Annotated in this window: 14 protein-coding genes; 5 read left to right on the top strand and 9 right to left on the bottom strand. The window is 62.4% G+C overall.

The annotated features are described in order from the left end of the window. Positions 1 to 2: 2 nt before the first annotated feature. The 7 genes from ALFI_RS00905 to ALFI_RS00875 form a co-directional block, all read right to left on the bottom strand. Positions 3 to 1,730, bottom strand: a complete 1,728-nt coding sequence (locus ALFI_RS00905; RefSeq protein ID WP_014774393.1) for a M23 family metallopeptidase — start codon at positions 1,728 to 1,730, stop codon at positions 3 to 5. Further along, positions 1,715 to 2,233, bottom strand: coding sequence for a regulatory protein RecX (locus tag ALFI_RS00900; RefSeq protein WP_014774392.1), 519 nt, complete (start codon positions 2,231 to 2,233; stop codon positions 1,715 to 1,717). Before ALFI_RS00900 ends, ALFI_RS00905 begins: the two co-directional genes overlap by 16 nt. Further along, entirely contained in the window at positions 2,215 to 3,057 is an 843-nt protein-coding gene (gene prmC, locus ALFI_RS00895) for a peptide chain release factor N(5)-glutamine methyltransferase (RefSeq protein ID WP_014774391.1), read from the bottom strand. The genes ALFI_RS00900 and prmC overlap by 19 nt, the downstream gene beginning before the upstream one ends. Beyond that, positions 3,057 to 4,031 (bottom strand): chorismate synthase, encoded by a 975-nt coding sequence (locus ALFI_RS00890; protein WP_014774390.1) that lies wholly within the window; start codon positions 4,029 to 4,031, stop codon positions 3,057 to 3,059. Before ALFI_RS00890 ends, prmC begins: the two co-directional genes overlap by 1 nt. 4 nt (positions 4,032 to 4,035) lie before the next feature. Next, complete coding sequence (gene aroA, locus ALFI_RS00885; protein WP_014774389.1) at positions 4,036 to 5,280, bottom strand: 3-phosphoshikimate 1-carboxyvinyltransferase; 1,245 nt, start codon at positions 5,278 to 5,280, stop codon at positions 4,036 to 4,038. A 71-nt stretch (positions 5,281 to 5,351) separates the two neighbouring features. Then, the gene (lptB, locus tag ALFI_RS00880; RefSeq protein WP_009598841.1) at positions 5,352 to 6,140 is read right to left on the bottom strand and encodes an LPS export ABC transporter ATP-binding protein; all 789 of its coding nucleotides are present in this window, start codon (positions 6,138 to 6,140) and stop codon (positions 5,352 to 5,354) included. A gap of 300 nt (positions 6,141 to 6,440) precedes the next feature. Then, the gene (locus ALFI_RS00875) at positions 6,441 to 7,664 is read right to left on the bottom strand and encodes a porin (protein ID WP_009598883.1); all 1,224 of its coding nucleotides are present in this window, start codon (positions 7,662 to 7,664) and stop codon (positions 6,441 to 6,443) included. A 269-nt stretch (positions 7,665 to 7,933) separates the two neighbouring features. Between ALFI_RS00875 and recQ the strand changes: the two genes are divergently transcribed. The 5 genes from recQ (at position 7,934) to rsmA (ending at position 12,561) form a co-directional block, all read left to right on the top strand. Beyond that, positions 7,934 to 10,126 carry a DNA helicase RecQ gene (gene recQ / locus ALFI_RS00870; RefSeq protein ID WP_014774388.1) on the top strand — a complete coding sequence of 731 codons (2,193 nt, stop codon included), beginning with the start codon at positions 7,934 to 7,936 and terminating at the stop codon, positions 10,124 to 10,126. Positions 10,127 to 10,202: 76 nt separating this feature from the next. Next, the gene (locus ALFI_RS00865; protein WP_009598909.1) at positions 10,203 to 10,421 is read left to right on the top strand and encodes a hypothetical protein; all 219 of its coding nucleotides are present in this window, start codon (positions 10,203 to 10,205) and stop codon (positions 10,419 to 10,421) included. A 214-nt stretch (positions 10,422 to 10,635) separates the two neighbouring features. Then, entirely contained in the window at positions 10,636 to 10,878 is a 243-nt protein-coding gene (locus ALFI_RS00860) for a hypothetical protein (RefSeq protein ID WP_042493052.1), read from the top strand. 248 nt (positions 10,879 to 11,126) lie between these two features. Beyond that, complete coding sequence (locus ALFI_RS00855; RefSeq protein WP_042493050.1) at positions 11,127 to 11,408, top strand: GNAT family N-acetyltransferase; 282 nt, start codon at positions 11,127 to 11,129, stop codon at positions 11,406 to 11,408. A gap of 418 nt (positions 11,409 to 11,826) precedes the next feature. After that, a complete protein-coding gene (rsmA, locus tag ALFI_RS17300; RefSeq protein WP_240049048.1) occupies positions 11,827 to 12,561 on the top strand; it encodes a 16S rRNA (adenine(1518)-N(6)/adenine(1519)-N(6))-dimethyltransferase RsmA in 735 nt (244 codons plus the stop codon). A gap of 238 nt (positions 12,562 to 12,799) precedes the next feature. Here rsmA and ALFI_RS00845 read toward each other — a convergent pair whose 3' ends face one another. Continuing rightward, on the bottom strand, positions 12,800 to 14,104 hold the full coding sequence (locus tag ALFI_RS00845) for a M16 family metallopeptidase (protein ID WP_014774385.1): 1,305 nt from the start codon (positions 14,102 to 14,104) through the stop codon (positions 12,800 to 12,802). After that, on the bottom strand, positions 14,101 to 15,339 hold the full coding sequence (locus ALFI_RS00840) for a M16 family metallopeptidase (RefSeq protein WP_009598824.1): 1,239 nt from the start codon (positions 15,337 to 15,339) through the stop codon (positions 14,101 to 14,103). Before ALFI_RS00840 ends, ALFI_RS00845 begins: the two co-directional genes overlap by 4 nt. Positions 15,340 to 15,898 lie beyond the last annotated feature (559 nt).

Below are 15,898 nucleotides of genomic sequence, written 5' to 3'. Positions count from 1 at the left end.
GTTTACCGCCAAAATGTTCCCTCCCAGCGGGCTGTATTGCCGCATCCGTCGGTTACCGAGAGTTGTACGCTGCGGCGTTTTTTTGCGGCGGGGCGGTCGAACGCATGTACGAGCGTACCCTGCATCGGGAAACGGTCGCAGGGCGCCCAGCGGCCGTCGATGAGCAGCGTGCAGGAGGCGATGCCTGAGAAATTGTCGCTCACGCGGAAGCGGATGCTGCGGGCGCCGCCGAGGTCGGCCCCTTCGCTGAAGAGCGGCCGGATGCGCGGCGGTATGGTGTCGGCGGCGACGAAGATGTCGCCCGTGGTGCGGGTCGTCGCCGTCACGGCGCCGTCGGCGTATCTGCCGCCGATGCAGGCGATGCGTCCTTTGGCCGTACGGGTCGCAAGAACCGTACGGGATTGCATGTCGTCGGGCACGAAGGCGTGTACGGAGACTGTCATCGGGCGGCACAGGGGCGTTTCGGCGCCGAGGATGCGGTAGGCGGGCGAGAGGATCGCCGCCGTGGAGTCGGATGCGGGGGCTTGACGCTGTTCCGGGCGGCAGAAAATGGGTTCGTAGACCGCTCCTGCGGGGATGCGGGCCGTCAGATCGCGGCCCGCACGGACCAAAGCCGCCTTTTCGGGCCGCAGGACGACGGCCGTGCTGTCAGCTTCGGCGCGGAGCGTTTCCGTGCGGCCGAGAATGTCGAATTCGAGCTGCGAGCGGTTGCCGCAGTCGTCTTCGGCTTCGATGCGGATGCGCCGTTTCTCGCCCTCGGCGGTGCGGACGAGGCCGCGCTCCCGCATGACGGGATAGAAGCAGTCGGGCGATTCGGCCAGCTGCGCCAGCCGGATCACCTCGTTGCGCGAGGTGAGCTGCATGGGGTAGTGGCTCACGGCGTCGCAGCAGCGCGAAAGGTCGTGCGTGAAGCCGTCCATGCGGTATTCGAACCGGGGATCGCCGTCCACGGACATGCTCGCCCTCCATAGTCCGAAGGTGTTGTGCACCCCGTTGCGGCGGTCGCTGGCTTCGAGGACGAAATAGCCTTTGCGTCCCGTGCCGACGGGCTCTTCGCGCGTCAGCCGGTAGCGGCCTTCCGCTTCGCGGACGACGGCATAGCTCTCCGGACTGCCGTGGACGGGAACGCCCTGCACGCTGTCCACCTCGATGTAGTGGATGCGCATGATGCGGGGCGGCAGGTCGTCGTCGGGGCGGACGACGCCTTCGCGCACGACGTTGTAAAGCCGCTGGGTCGGGGTGTCGCGCAGTTCGAAATGCAGATGGGGCCCCATCGACGAACCGCTGTTGCCCGAAAATCCGATCGTGTCGCCCTGTGCGACGGGCCATGCGCCGGGGCCGAACCAGAGATCGACGCTGTTCGCGCGGCGGCGGCAGCGTTCTTCGCGGACCTGTTTTTCGATGTCGCCGCGGAACCGTTGCAGGTGGCCGTATACGGCCGTCGTGCCGTTGCCGAGCGTGAGGTATATCGCCCGTCCGTAGCCCGACGGGCTGACGCTCACGCGCGAGACGTAACCGTCGGCCACGGCCACGAGGGGTTTGCCCTCGCCGCCGTCGGTCTTGATGTCTATGCCGCCGTGGAAGTGTCCGGGACGCATTTCGCCGAAGTTGGCCGAGTAAAGCCCCGCGACGCCGCGGATCGGATATATGTAATCTCCGGGGTTGAGCCGCTGGCCCTGCGCCCCGGAGCAGATCGTCGTGAAAAGCAGTAATGTCAGAATTCGTCGCATGTCTCCGTGTCCGTCACGAGCGCGGCGGCGCTGTCGAGCACCGTCTCGTAGTCGTATCCCAGCGAAAGCCCGTAACGTATCAGTTTGGTTTTGAGTTCGTATTGTGTCGTATGTCTGGTCGTCCGCATCTTGCGTTCCAGCTGCTGCCGCAGCCGGCCGGCCATATCCTGACGGTCGGCCTGCGCCAGCGCCGCGTCGATCAGCTCCCTGTCGATACGCTTGCGCTGCAGGGCCGTGCGGATCTTGTATTCGCCCCAGCCGCTCAGCCGCAGTTTGTCGCGCACGAAAGCTTCGGCGTAACGGCCGTCGTCGATGAAGCGGTCGCGGACGAGCCGCGCCAGCACCTGCTCGCCCTCGCGCTCAGCAAGCCCCCAGCCGCGCATCAGCCGCCGGGCGTCGTCCTGCGACTTTTCTGCGCGCGCACAGAGCCGCATGAGTGCGGCGAGGGCCTGTTCGGGCGTTTTGGCGCGTTTCCCGGTCGTTTTTACTTCAGGCGGCTGCATATCATGCGGGGTTTGCCGTTGAGGTCTTCGCGGACCTCGGTGTCCGTATATCCCTCTTCGCCGAGCATGCGGCGCATGGCGTCGGCGAAGCGTTCGTAAATTTCGAAGTAGAGCCTGCCGCCGGGGCGGAGCGTCCGCCGTCCGGCGCGGGCGATGGCGCGGTAGAAGCGCAGCGGGTCGTCGTCGGGGACGAATAACGCTTCGTGCGGCTCGTATTCCCGCACATTGACGTGCATCGCGGGCAGGTCGCTCTGCGGCACGTAGGGCGGGTTGGAGACGATGACGTCGAACGGTCCCGGAAAGACTTCGGCCAGATCGCTCAGGGCGTCGGCCTTGCGCAGGATGACCCCGGCGCCGAGCGCCCGGCAGTTGCGGGCGGCGGTTTCCAGCGCCGTGTCGGAGATGTCCGCCGCATATACCTGCGCGCCGGGCAGCGCCAGCGCGAGGGTGGCCGCGATGCAGCCGCTTCCGGTGCCCACGTCGAGCAGAGTGGCGGCTTCGGTTTCGGCCTGCGCGATCCATGCCGCCAGCTCTTCGGTTTCGGGCCGGGGAATCAGCACCCCTTCGTGCACGGCGAACGTGCGGCCGCAGAACTCCGTGCGCCCCACGACATACTGCACCGGACGGCCTGCGGCCAGCTGGCTGAGGATGTCGTCCAGCTCCGCGATTTCGAGCGGCGCGCCGGGATCGGTCAGCAGGGCCGACGCGCTCAGCCCCGACAGCTCCGAGACGGCGACGAGGGCGATGCTCCGTGCTTCACGCGCCCCGTAGAGGGGCGCGAGGCGTGCCGAAATACGGCCGAGTATGTCGCGGCGCGTGGTCATTAGCGGATGAAGTTGGCCAGCGCGATGGCTACGGCGGCTTCGACGACCACCGCGCCCCGCAGGGCGACGCAGACGTCGTGGCGGCCGCGGATCATCAGCGGCTCGACCTTGTTCGTGGCCAGATTGTAGGTCATCTGTTCGCGGCCGATGCTCGGCGTGGGCTTGACGGCGGCGCGGACGACGAGTTCGTTGCCGTTGGTCAGTCCGCCGTTGATGCCGCCCGCGTTGTTGGTCGCTGTCGTGCCTTCGACGTCGAGGAACGGGTCGTTGTTCTCGGAGCCGCGCATGCGCGCCCCGGCGAAGCCGCTGCCGAATTCCACGCCCTTGACGGCGGGAACCGAGAAGAGCAGGTGGGCGATCATGCTTTCGGCCGAGTCGAAGAAGGGCTGTCCCAGCCCCAGCGGAACGCCCTGCACGCGGCATTCGATGATGCCGCCTACGGAGTCCTGCTCGGCGGCCGCGGCGCGCAGCACCTCGTCGAAACCCTCCGGGTCGGTGCAGCCTCCGATCTCCGCGACGCGGGTGTCGAAGGTCACGCCCGGCGGCAGTATCTTCTTGGCGACCACGCCTGCGGCCGTGAGCGCCACGGTCAGGCGGGCCGAGAAGTGGCCGCCGCCGCGCGGGTCGTTGAAGCCGTTGAATTTGTGGTAGGCCACCATGTCGGCGTGCGAGGGCCGGTAGTGGCGCATCACGTTGGCGTAGTCCTGCGAGTGGGTGTCGCGGTTGGCGAACTCGATGGTCAGCGGGGCGCCCGTGGTCATGCCGTTGTAGAGTCCCGACACGATCTGCGGGATGTCGGGTTCGCGGCGCGGCGTGGTGCCGCGCGCGCCGCTGCGCCGGCGTGCGAGGTCGGTTTCGAAATCCTCCGCCGAAAGCGGAACGCCTGCCGGAATGCCGTCGATCGAGATGCCGATCTGCTGGCCGTGCGACTCGCCCCAGATGGCGAGCCTGAAGTTATGACCGAAAATGTTCATGGCTTTAAACTCTGATTTTTTCAAGGTCTTCGAAGAAGCCGGGGTAGCTCTTGGCTACGCACTCGGCGTTTTCGATCGTTATCTGCCCGTCGCAGCGCAGCGCCGAGACCGCCATCGACATGGCCATGCGGTGGTCGTCGTGGCTCGAAACGCGCGCCGGGCGGATTTTGCCGCCGCGGATGCGCATGACCGCCTCTTCCGAGATGTCCACTTCGATACCTACTTTGGCGTATTCTTCGCGGATCGCCTCGGCGCGGTTGCTCTCCTTGTGCAGCAGCCGCGAAGTGCCGCGGATCGTGCTGACGCCGTCGGCCGCCGCGGCGAGGGCCGCAAGGGCGGGGAAGAGGTCGGGGCAGTTGGTGGCGTCGAATTCGAAGCCGTGCAGCGGGCGGCTGATCGCCGTCACCGAATCGGCTTCGTTGATGACGGCGGCGCCGGCCCGGACCAGCGCCGTGCAGACGGCCGTGTCGGCCTGCTTCGAGAGCATCGAGATATTCCGTACTGTAACCTCTCCGGCGACGGCGCCGGCCACCAGCAGCATGGCCGCCGCGCTCCAGTCGCCCTCGATGCTCAGGCAGGCCGGGCTGTAACGCTGGCCGCCTTCGATGTAGAACTCTTCGTAATCGTTATGGCAGATTTCCACGCCGAAACGGGCCGCGGTGTCTATGGTCATGTCCAGATAAGGGGTCGAAACCGCGCTCCGCACATGGATCGTGGTGTCGTGTCGGGCCAGCGGCAGCGCCAGCATGAGTCCCGTGATGAACTGCGACGAAACCGAGCCGTCCACGTCGACCTCGCCGCCGCGGATCGGTCCGCGGACTTCGAAGGGCAGGAATCCGCCGTTGTCGCGCACCCGGACGCCCAGCGTGCGCAGCGGTCCTGTCATCATCTCCATCGGGCGGCGGAGCAGCGTGCCCTCGCCTTCGATGGTGATCGGCGTGCCGCAGAGCGAAGCGATGGGGGTGAATAGGCGTGTCGAAAGACCCGACTCGCCGACGCGGAGCGTGTGCCCCTGCGGGCGCAGCCCGCCTTCGATCGAAAGCGTCTCTTCGCCGATCCGGGTCACGCGGGCGCCGAGCGTCTCGATGCACTGCAACGCCGAGCGCGTGTCGCTGCAGAACTCGATGTTGCGCAGCACGGAGGTCTCTTCGCAGAGAAGCGATGCCGCCAAGGCGCGCTGTGCGTAGCTTTTCGAGCAGGGCGGCGTCAGCGTGCCTTTGACGCGGCCCGATGGAACCGTCTTATCCATTATGGGTGATATATGATTGAGCGGGGATGCCGGTGCAAAAGCGCCGCATCCCTGATTTCGTGTTTCGGCCGTTATTCCTGCGGAGTTTTGCGGTTTTTCATCTCCTGCGTCAGCTGGTGGCTCTTTTTCAGCTCGAAGTGCTGGCCCAGATAGACCTTGCGGACCATCGGGTCGGCAGCCAGCTCCTCGGCGGTGCCGGTTTTGAGTATCTTGCCTTCGTAGAGCAGGTAGGTGCGGTCGGTGATGGCCAGCGTCTCGTCGACGTTGTGGTCGGTGATGATCACGCCGATGTTCTTGTGCTTGAGCGTCGCCACGATCGACTGGATGTCCTCCACGGCGATCGGGTCCACGCCCGCGAAGGGTTCGTCGAGCAGGATGAACGCCGGGTTGATGGCCACGGCGCGCGCGATCTCCGTGCGGCGGCGTTCACCGCCCGAAAGCTGGATGCCGAGGCTCTTGCGGACCTTCTGCAGGCGGAACTCCTCGATCAGCGATTCGACGCGCTCGGCCTGATACTCCTTCGAATATTCGGTCATTTCGAGCACGGCGCGGAGGTTGTCCTCGACCGACAGGCGGCGGAAAACCGACGCTTCCTGCGCCAGATAGCCCACGCCCATCTGCGCGCGCTTGTAGACCGGTTCGTTGGTCAGCTCGGCGACCTGTCCCTCGTCGTTTTCCAGAAAAATGCGTCCTTCGTTGGGCTTGATGAGTCCCACGATCATATAGAAGGTCGTGGTCTTGCCCGCTCCGTTGGGGCCGAGCAGTCCGACGATCTCGCCCTGATTGACGTCGATCGAGACGTGATCGACGACCGTACGGGCTTTATATTTCTTGACAAGTTCGCTTGTGTATAGGCGCATGTTGCTGCATGGTTAAGTTTGCAGCCCCTTCATCCCGAAGCGGTTTCGTATTCGGGCGGATGAGCCGGAACGGGAAGGCTGCGGGCCGGGGCCGTCGCAACAAAGGTATATAAAGTAGGTAAAAACTCCAAACCGCGGGGCCATAATTCTCTCCGGAAAGGGGGCGAAGTCCGGAAATTGTCCGCAGCGGCGGCAAAAAGGTTCCGAACGGCCGCGGAAATGTTCCCCGGCGGCCGGGCGTGCGGGCCGGAGCGTGCGGCGATGTTGTCCCGGCAACTGCGGGGACAATCGGGCCGGGCGTCAGAAGAATCCGATCAGCGCCACTTCGAAGCCGTTGCCGTTCTTGGCTCCCGCCGCCGAGTATTTCGAAAGCGTCCATGCGGCCTGCGCCTTCAGCCGCGGAATGGGCATGTAGAGGAAGCCCACCAGAAAGTCCTGCTGCTTGCCGACCGAGCCGGGCAGGTAGGTGTTGCGTTTGCCGTTGAAGACGTCGTAGCGGATTACGGGCATGTATTTGCCCTTGAATTTGTAGCCTGCGATGAGGTAGTACATCTGTTCGTCGACCTTGCCGCGTGTCTTTTCCCCCGTCGTCTTGTCTGTGTAGGCCGCGGAGGAGCCGGTGTGCGCGTATTCGGCCCGGACGAGGATGTGTTCGCTGTCGTACCAGAAGCCGGCGGCGTAGCGCGTCATGGGGATATAGTCCTTCGAAACCGTGTTGTTGGTGTATTCGCCCCAGTTCACCGAGCCTGAAATGCGCAGCTCCCTGAGAGGGAAGAACGTGAGGCGCGCCACGATGTCTTTCGACTTGTTGTCGTCCGAACGGTTCATCTGCGAGCCGTTGAAGAGGGCGAGGTTGTAGGTGAGCATGTCCCAGCCGTCGCGGTGCAGGAACGCGCCCGTGGCTTGCAGGCCGCAGTCGCGTCCGTAGGTGTTGTAGCCCGACACGGCGTTGCGGCAGACCATTTTGAGAATGGCGTGCGAGAAGTTGGGGACTTCGAGCGTGCCGGGCGAGATGTCGTAATTCTCGATGGTCAGCGGAACGGGGAACTGGCCGGCCCAGATGTGTATCTGGGGGCGGATTTTGGCCCGCAGGTACATGTCCTGCACGGTGATGAGCGCCTTGCCCTGCTGGTCGGCCGAGCTGGAGAAGCCCTCGAACTGCATCTTGTAGTCGAACGTACGGGAGATGTCGCCCGTGAGGATCAGACGCATGCGCTTGACGTTGAACGACGACGAATTTTTGCCGTCCGTTCCCCCGACGTTGGTCTGGTAGGTGTAGCCGATCTGTGCATAGCCCGAAAATTTGGGCAGCGCGGCGAGAATCTTCTCGAACCGGGTGATCTTCTTCGAGACTTCTTCCGGCGAAGCGGCGTCGTTGGCGTCGTCGATCTCGGCGGCGCTTGTTCGGGGTGCCGGTCGTGTGCCGGAGCCTTCCGGGGCGGGTTGTGCGGGGAGCGTCTGCGCGGCCGCCGGGAGACTCAGTGCGGCGGTGAACAGCAGTGCGGATAGTAAGCGTTTTTTCATGGCTGACTGGTTATGTCGGTTAATAAGCGTCGGACAGCAAACTGTTTGCAGGGGATCGGGGAACTCTTTTGCATAGAATATGCCATTTTTCCGGGGCGCCCGTTCTTGTGTCCGTACCGGAAAGAAACGAAACCATTTCGTTGAGCCGGGCGCGGCCGGGCTTGCTCCAATCGCCGGGACGCTGAATTTTTATCGGTAGATGGTGCGGAATTCCGAATTTTTTGCTAACTTTACCTAAGAATTTGTGAATAAAGAGTAGAATCGGCGAAATGAAACAAAATGAATTGTCCCTGCTGCACGACAAACTGAAGGAGTACTTCGGCTTTTCGTCGTTCAAAGGGAATCAGGAGGCTGTGATCCGCAATGTGCTGGAGGGAAACGATACGTTCGTGCTTATGCCGACGGGCGGCGGAAAGTCCCTGTGCTACCAACTGCCCGCCCTGATCATGGACGGCGTGGCGATCGTCATTTCACCGCTTATCGCGCTGATGAAGAATCAGGTGGACGCCATGCGCACCTTCTCGGCCGATTCGGGGATCGCCCATTTCCTCAACTCGTCGCTCAACAAGACCGCCGTGGCGCAGGTGCGCGCCGACGTGCTGTCGGGAAAGACCAAGCTGCTCTATTTCGCCCCTGAGTCGCTGACCAAGGAGGACAACGTGGCTTTCCTGCATAAGATAAAGGTGTCGTTCTACGCCATCGACGAGGCGCACTGCATCTCGGAGTGGGGGCACGACTTCCGGCCGGAGTACCGCCGCATCCGTCCGATCATCAACGAAATCGGTCCTGCGCCGCTGATCGCCCTGACGGCGACCGCCACGCCCAAGGTCCAGCTGGACATTCAGAAGAATCTGGGCATGTCCGACGCTTCGGTCTTCAAGTCGTCGTTCAACCGCCCGAACCTCTATTACGAAATCCGGCCCAAGCACAACGTGGACCGCGACATCATCCGCTTCATCAAGCAGAACGAGGGCAAGAGCGGCATCATCTACTGCCTGAGCCGCAAGAAGGTCGAGGAGCTGACCGAACTGCTCGTGGCCAACGGCATCAAGGCGCTGGCCTACCACGCCGGCATGGACGCCGCGACGCGCGCCGCCAATCAGGACCATTTCCTGATGGAGCGCGCCGACGTGATCGTCGCCACGATCGCATTCGGCATGGGCATCGACAAGCCCGACGTGCGTTATGTGATCCATTACGACATACCCAAGTCGCTCGAAGGCTATTATCAGGAGACGGGCCGCGCCGGCCGTGACGGCGGCGAAGGCTACTGCCTGACCTTCTACAGTTACAAGGATATTCAGAAACTCGAAAAGTTCATGCAGGGCAAGCCTATCGCCGAACAGGAGATCGGCAAACTGCTGCTGCTGGAGACGGTGTCGTACGCCGAGAGTTCGATGTGCCGCCGCAAGACGCTGCTGCACTACTTCGGCGAGGAGTATACGGAGGAGAACTGCGGCAACTGCGACAACTGCCGCAATCCGCGGCCCAAGATCGACGCCAAGGCCGCGCTGAAGATGCTGCTGGAGGCTCTGCGCGACATCGGCGACAAGTTCAAGGGCGACTATCTGGTGAATGTGCTGACGGGCAAGACCACGGCGCTGATAAAGAGCTACGGACACAACAAGAGCAAGTGGTTCGGCGCAGGCGCCGAACACGACGCCAGTTTCTGGGGCGCCGTACTGCGTCAGGCGCTCATCCTCGGACTGGTGGACAAGAATATCGAGAATTACGGACTGATCTCGGTGAACCGCAAGGGCGAGAATTTCATCGCCATGCCGTTCCCCGTGACCGTGACGCTCGACCACAATTACGACGAGGAGGAGCGGGAGGCCGAGGCCGTGGCCCCGATGGGCAAGGGCGGCGCGGCGGACGAGGAGCTGTTCTCGATGCTCAAGGACCTGCGCAAGAAGGTCGCCAAGCAGCACGGGCTGCCGCCGTTCGTCATCTTTCAGGACCCGTCGCTCGAAGATATGGCCGTGCAGTACCCCATCACCCTCGAAGAGATGCAGAACATTACCGGTGTCGGCGTGGGCAAGGCCCGCAAGTTCGGCGAGGAGTTCATCAAGCTGATCAAGGCCTACGTCGAGGAGAAGGAGATCATCCGTCCGCAGGACATGATCGTCAAGTCGGTCGGCAACAAGTCGGGCAACAAGATCTTCATCATCCAGTCGATCGACCGGAAGATGGATTTCGAGGACATCGCCCGTGCCAAGGATCTCGATTTCGACGAGCTGCTGACCGAGATCGAGGGAATCGTCAATTCGGGCACGAAGCTCGACATCTCCTATTACCTCCGGGAGTTTATGGACGAGGACAAGATCGAGGACATATACCTCTATTTCAAGGAGGACGCCGAGAGCGACTCGCTCGATGCGGCCATCGACGAACTGGGGGCCGACTATACCGAGGAGGAGATACGTCTGGTGCGTATCAAATTCATGTGCGAGCAGGGTAACTGACGCCCTGTACCGACCTGCTGTCCCGCGGCTGTTGCGTCACTGTTCCGAGGAATGGACTAACTTAACAAATACGCCTATGAACAAAAAGACTTTTACTGTTGCCGTGATTTTCCTGATTGTGACGCTCGTGTGGCTCGGTGTCAATATATTCTGGGCTTTGTCGAACAAAAACTGTATTTTCGACCTGATCGTGGCGGTGCTGTTCGCACTGGCCGGCGCGGGTATGGTGTACAACGAATGCCATAAGCGCAAGTGCAGGCACCTCGACGAGGTGAACCGGCACCAGATTCCTTGACGGGGCGCTTTACAGTTGTTTCGGAGCGTGGAGACCGTGTTTTCCGGCAGGGCGACGCAGTTGTTTTGTGGCGTATGGCGCGCGGGGAAGAGGACGATCGGTGCGCGCGGGTCCGTGCAGCGGTTTTGCGTGCGGTTTTGTGTGCCGGTCCGTGCGGCGCTGCGGTTGCGGCGGCCGGCGCCCGGAGTCGGAAACGTGTAAAATAAGGAGTGATATGAGGAAAACGAATGTTATGCAGATCGTCCGTCTCGTGATGATGATCGCGGCGGTCGCGGGCGTGATTTACGCGCTGGAGTATATGGAACGGGGCATTGCCGTCTGGTTCTGGATTACGCTGCTGGGTGTGGGTTTCGTGGGCCTGCTCTACACGTTCCGCCTGACGCAGCGCCGCGTGCGGCTCGAACGCCGGGCCAAGGAGCGGCAGGAGAAGAAGAAATCGCGCAGACAGAAGCGCTGAGAGTTATCCGCCGGACATTGCGCCCGGCGGATTTTTTTGGAGAGGGCTGAGGCGGAGGGCCGGGAACTTCGGAAAATTTTCCGGAAGATCGATGCGGTTGTCTTGGCCGGGAATTTTCGGAAGCTGCAGGGTCCCTATTCGCCGGGCGATGCGCACGCCTTCATTACGCAGCCCCCCCCCGCCGGAGGATTTCGCCGTAGTGATCGGCGGCAAAGCCGTGGGCGGCATCGGGTTGGCGCCGGGGACGGATGTCGGGCGGTTCAACGCCGGAATCGGCTGTCGGATCGGGGCTTCGTACCGGGGTCTCGTACCGGGGACGGGGCGTTATGACCGCCGCCGTGGCGCGGGCCGCGGAGTGGGTTTTCGCAAATACCCCGATAATTCGTATCTTTGCCGCCGCATACGTCTCGAATCCCGCTTCGCAGCGGGTGCTGGACAAAGCCGGATTCCGTTTCGTGGGGACGATGCACCGCGCTTTTGTCGGGAACGGAGCGTTCGTGGACGGCTGTTATTATGAATTGCTGAAATAGAATGAGTGAAGTAAGGGCTAAAAAGGCGCTGGGCCAGCATTTTCTGGTCGATCTGAATATTGCGCGCAAAATCTGCGACTCACTTTCGGGCGGAGAGATCCGGCTGCGGACAGCTCCTGCTGTTGCCGCTCTTCCCGGAGCGGACGGGCAGGCTGCGGCTGGGAGAGGACCGGAGGAGCCGGAGACGGCCGTAATCATTGCAGCGAAAAGAGGGACCGGAAACGCTGCCGAGACGGGTGCAGCGGCCGCAACCGGGGATGCCGCAGTCGCAGTCGATGGCCGGACGGCGGAAATTGCTGCCGGGCCGGATGTCGCTGCGGGTGCCGGACCAGATGTCGTGCAGAGTACGGAATCGGGTGTCGTGGCGGGTGCCGGGCGGGATGTTGCGCAGGAGACAGGGCCGGAGGGTGTGTCGGGTATAGAGCCGGATGTTACGCCGGATGCCGGGCAGGGGGCGAAAGCTGCCGGGCGCTGCGACGTGCTGGAGGTCGGGTGCGGCATGGGCGTGCTGACGCAGTTTCTGCTCAGGCGCGACGACATCGTCACCTACGGGGCCGAGATCGACCCGGAAAGCGTCGAATACCTGCATGCGCATTACCCCGAATTCACGCCGCGTCTGATGGAAGGCGACTTCCTGAAGATGAACCTGCGCGAACTGTTTCCCGGAGGGCTGAAAATCATCGGCAATTTTCCCTACAATATCTCTTCGCAGATATTCTTCAAGGTGCTGGAGAACCGCGATCTGGTGCCTGAATGCGTCGGCATGATCCAGAAGGAGGTCGCCGTGCGGCTGGCCGAACCTCCCGGCTCGAAGGAGTACGGCATTCTTTCGGTGCTTTTGCAGGCGTGGTACGACATCGAGTATCTTTTTACGGTCAATGAGACGGTTTTCAATCCGCCGCCCAAGGTCAAGAGCGCGGTGATCCGCCTGCGCCGCAACGGCGTCGAGCGGCTCGCCTGCGACGAAACGTTGTTCGTGAAAGTCGTGAAAGCCTCCTTCGGACAGCGGCGCAAGATGATCCGCAACTCGCTGCGGTCGGTATTCGGCAATTTCGGCGGCGCGGAGCATCCTTTCTTCACGCAGCGCGCCGAGCAGCTTTCGGTCGCCGACTTCGTGGAGCTGACCGACTGGGTTGCGGCGAACAGAACGTAGCCGTTCGGAGTCCGTGCGCCGTGCATCATGCGCCGTGCATCATGCGCCGTGCATTATGCGTCTGCGGTCATACGTTGTGCGATCATAAGCCTGCGGCCATGCGTCATATGCCTGCATTGAAATAAAAAGCATCCCGTTGAGGGATGCTTTTTTGTTGCCGGTTCCGTATGGTCGGGGCTTCCGCTTACTGTTCTGTCTGTGCGCTGCTGCGGCCGCCGGGGTGAAATTCGGCTGCGCGTCACTGGCGATCCGCCTTTTCTTCCGGGGCCTGCCGCTCCTCCGGGATGGGGTCGCCTGCGATGACGGTCACCAGATCCTCGCGCGCGAGGTATTTCTGCGCCAGACGCTGTATGTCGGCGGGCGTCATGGCCTGTATGCGGCGGATGTTCTCGCCGATGACGGTGTGGTCCCAGCCGCAGAGGATGTTTTCGATCGTGACGTCGGCGATGCCGAACGGACCGTCGAGAATGCGCATCATTTCGCCGATCATGATGTTCTTGACCAGCGAAAGTTCCTCGTCGGGCATCGGCTCCGTGCGCAGCCGTTCGATTTCGGCGTAGATCTCCCGCAGGGCGTCGCGCGTGACGTCGGTGCCGACCTGCGTTGCGACGGCGAAGTAGCCCGCCTGTTCGAAATTGACCATGGCGGCCACCACGCCGTAGGTGTAGCCGCGCTCTTCGCGCAGGTTCTGCATCAGGCGCGATCCGAAGTAGCCGCCCAGCACCGACGCCACGACCTGCATGCCCAAGAAGTCGGGATGCTGGCGCGGGAAGAGCATGCGTCCGATGCGGATCGAAGACTGCACGGCGCCGGGGTGTTCGACGAAGGCTTCGTGCCGGGTTACGGGCGCCGGAAACGGCGTCCCGGTTTCGGACTCCGACCGCGGCAGCCGCTCCGCGAGGGCGGCCACGGCTTCCCGTTCCTGCTCGCCGATGCGTCCGCTGCACACCACGAAGCCGTTGGCGGCCGTGTAATGGCGGGCGTAGAATTCCGCGACGTCGGCCCGCGTCAGGCGGTCGTAATCGTTTTCGTCGGCCGAAATGCCGTAGGGGTGTTCGGGACCGAACATCGTCCGGGCGAACGCTTCGCGGGCTTCGACGTCCACTTTCGTACGCTCGATGGCCAGCCGCTGTTTGCGCTTGGCGCAGTAGGTGCGCAGCTCCTCCTCCGGAAATGTCGGATGCAGGAGCACCTGCTCGGCCACGGCCAGCGTCTGTCCGAAGAATTTGGAGAGCGTGCAGAAGCTGATATAGGCGTAGTCCCGGTCGATGTTGACGTCGAAATAGGAGCCGTAATAGTCGAGCTGTTCGGCGATCTGCTGCGCCGTCATGTCGCGCGTGCCTTCTGCGAGCATGTTCGCCGCGGCCGATGCCGAGAAGGGAACCCGCTGCACGGCCGATCCGGCGCGGAACACGAAGGTGATGCGCAGCACTTCGAAGTCGTCCGAGGCGAGCGTGTAGAGCGTGGCGCCGTTGGCGAGCGTCGTCTTTTCGGCCTGCGGGACCTCGACGGTCGCGGGTATTACGAGAGGCGGTTGTGTCATTTGCTTGCTTTGTAAATGAGGGTGGAACAGTTTTCGGGCCGGAACGTGCGGCGGCTGAAGTCGATGATGTCGTCGGTAGTGACGGCCCGGTAGGCCGCAACCTCGCGGTTGACGAGCGGCAGGTCGCCCAGCATCTCGTAGAAGCCGAGGTTCATCGCCTTGTTCATTACGTTCAGTTCGCCGAAGAGCGTGTTGGCTTCGAACTTGTTTTTGACCTTCTCGACCTCGTAATCCGTCGCAGGCCGGGTCCGGAGCGCTTCGATTTCGGCGCGGAAGGCCGCTTCGGCCTGTTCGGGTGTCGTCTCCGGCAGGAGCTGGCCCGTGAAGACGAAGAGTCCGGGATCGACGTCGCCCGAAATGTAGGCGTTCACCGACGAGAGCAGCCGCTGCTCCTTGACCAGATGGGTGTAGAGCCGCGCCGAGTCGCCGCCGGCCAGCAGGTCCGACACGAGGTCGGCGATGTAGAAGTCGGGCGAGGTGCGTCCGCCCATGTGGAAGGCCAGCGAAACCGTCGTGGCGGGGACGTCGCGCTCGGCGACCTCGCGGCGTGGTGCGGTCTGGACCGGTTCCTGACGGATGTGGTCCGGGGCCGCAGGCCGGTTGGCGAGCGGCTCGAACCACTTTTCGGCCAGATCGAGCATCTTCTCTTCGTCAATGTCGGCCGAGATCGAAAGAATGGCGTTCGAAGGGCGGTAGTGGGCGCGGTAGAAGGCCTGCACCTCGTCGGGCGTCGCTTGGGCGATATGTTCGGGCGTCAGCCCGATGGTGGCCCAGCGGTAGGGGTGGACCTTGTAGGCCAGCGCCCGCAGCAGCATCGGTTGGTCGCCGTAGGGCTGGTTGAGGTAGCGCTGGCGGAACTCCTCGATCACCACGCGCTTCTCGGTTTCGAGTTTTTCGGGCGTGATGTCGAGCCCCTCCATGCGGTCGCTTTCGAGCCACAGGGCCGTCTCGACGTTGTCTTTCGGCAGGGTGATGTAGAAATCGGTATAGTCGTTGTTGGTGAAGGCGTTGTTGTCGCCGCAGGCCATCTGCACCGGCAGGTCGAAGTTGGGTATGCGGCGCGTACCGCGGAACATGAGGTGTTCGAACAGATGCGCGAACCCCGTGCGTTCGGGATTTTCGTTGCGTGCGCCTGCTTTATAGAGGATGTTTACCGCGGCGAGCTTCGAGACCGGGTCGCGGTTGACGACGACCGTGAGTCCGTTCGCCAGTATTTTCTTTTTGTATTCGATCATATGGCTGCAAAGATAGTAAAAAAGCGGCGGCAGGAATAGTAGTGACGCCTCATTTGTTTGATGGATTCTGTGACTATGAAGTTTGGGGATTGTGAATCCATAAATCCTGCCGCCGCATATGGTACGGTGTGCTGCGGCAGGAAAACGGGAAGAGTGCTGCCGAATCTGCGGACCCTACGGCTCTGGTAAGCCTTCAATCCCACAAATTACAGCACGCACCCTTCGGGGTACGACGGATATTGCGGGATTGCAAAAAATTTACCAGATTTTAGGGTCCCAATACATCGTTGACATATGACGATATGTAAAGAACGAATTCGGGGAACAAAAGTAGAAAAATTTTCCCGATCTGCAATTGCACTGCCCGAACAACCCATCCGTTAAACCCGAATTTGCTCAATGCAAGCTGTTTTGCGTTATTTTGGCACGGAATGGAATGTGCGTCTGTTCTGGAGCCGGGAGACGCTCCCCGGAGGAGGCGCGGCGGAGCGCCGGAAAGTGTGCCGCCGTGGTAACGCGCTATGGGTAAACCGGTTTTGCAACTCCGTGATTTACGCAG

The sequence above is a fragment of the Alistipes finegoldii DSM 17242 genome, from assembly GCF_000265365.1.
Taxonomy (GTDB): Bacteria; Bacteroidota; Bacteroidia; order Bacteroidales; family Rikenellaceae; genus Alistipes; species Alistipes finegoldii.
The sequence above is the reverse complement of the archived record's forward strand: the minus strand, read 5'-3'. Positions and strand labels throughout refer to the sequence as shown.

Bases quoted from the DNA above. Each gene is read 5' to 3' on its own strand.
- ALFI_RS00905 (WP_014774393.1), bottom strand. From the start codon at position 1,730: ATGCGACGAATTCTGACATTACTGCTTTTCACGACGATCTGCTCCGGG.
- ALFI_RS00875 (WP_009598883.1), bottom strand. From the start codon at position 7,664: ATGAAAAAACGCTTACTATCCGCACTGCTGTTCACCGCCGCACTGAGT.
- aroA (WP_014774389.1), bottom strand. From the start codon at position 5,280: ATGGATAAGACGGTTCCATCGGGCCGCGTCAAAGGCACGCTGACGCCG.
- ALFI_RS00890 (WP_014774390.1), bottom strand. From the start codon at position 4,031: ATGAACATTTTCGGTCATAACTTCAGGCTCGCCATCTGGGGCGAGTCG.
- recQ (WP_014774388.1), top strand. From the start codon at position 7,934: ATGAAACAAAATGAATTGTCCCTGCTGCACGACAAACTGAAGGAGTAC.
- lptB (WP_009598841.1), bottom strand. From the start codon at position 6,140: ATGCGCCTATACACAAGCGAACTTGTCAAGAAATATAAAGCCCGTACG.
- ALFI_RS00840 (WP_009598824.1), bottom strand. From the start codon at position 15,339: ATGATCGAATACAAAAAGAAAATACTGGCGAACGGACTCACGGTCGTC.
- ALFI_RS00860 (WP_042493052.1), top strand. From the start codon at position 10,636: ATGAGGAAAACGAATGTTATGCAGATCGTCCGTCTCGTGATGATGATC.
- ALFI_RS00865 (WP_009598909.1), top strand. From the start codon at position 10,203: ATGAACAAAAAGACTTTTACTGTTGCCGTGATTTTCCTGATTGTGACG.
- ALFI_RS00855 (WP_042493050.1), top strand. From the start codon at position 11,127: ATGTCGGGCGGTTCAACGCCGGAATCGGCTGTCGGATCGGGGCTTCGT.
- ALFI_RS00845 (WP_014774385.1), bottom strand. From the start codon at position 14,104: ATGACACAACCGCCTCTCGTAATACCCGCGACCGTCGAGGTCCCGCAG.
- prmC (WP_014774391.1), bottom strand. From the start codon at position 3,057: ATGACCACGCGCCGCGACATACTCGGCCGTATTTCGGCACGCCTCGCG.
- ALFI_RS00900 (WP_014774392.1), bottom strand. From the start codon at position 2,233: ATGCAGCCGCCTGAAGTAAAAACGACCGGGAAACGCGCCAAAACGCCC.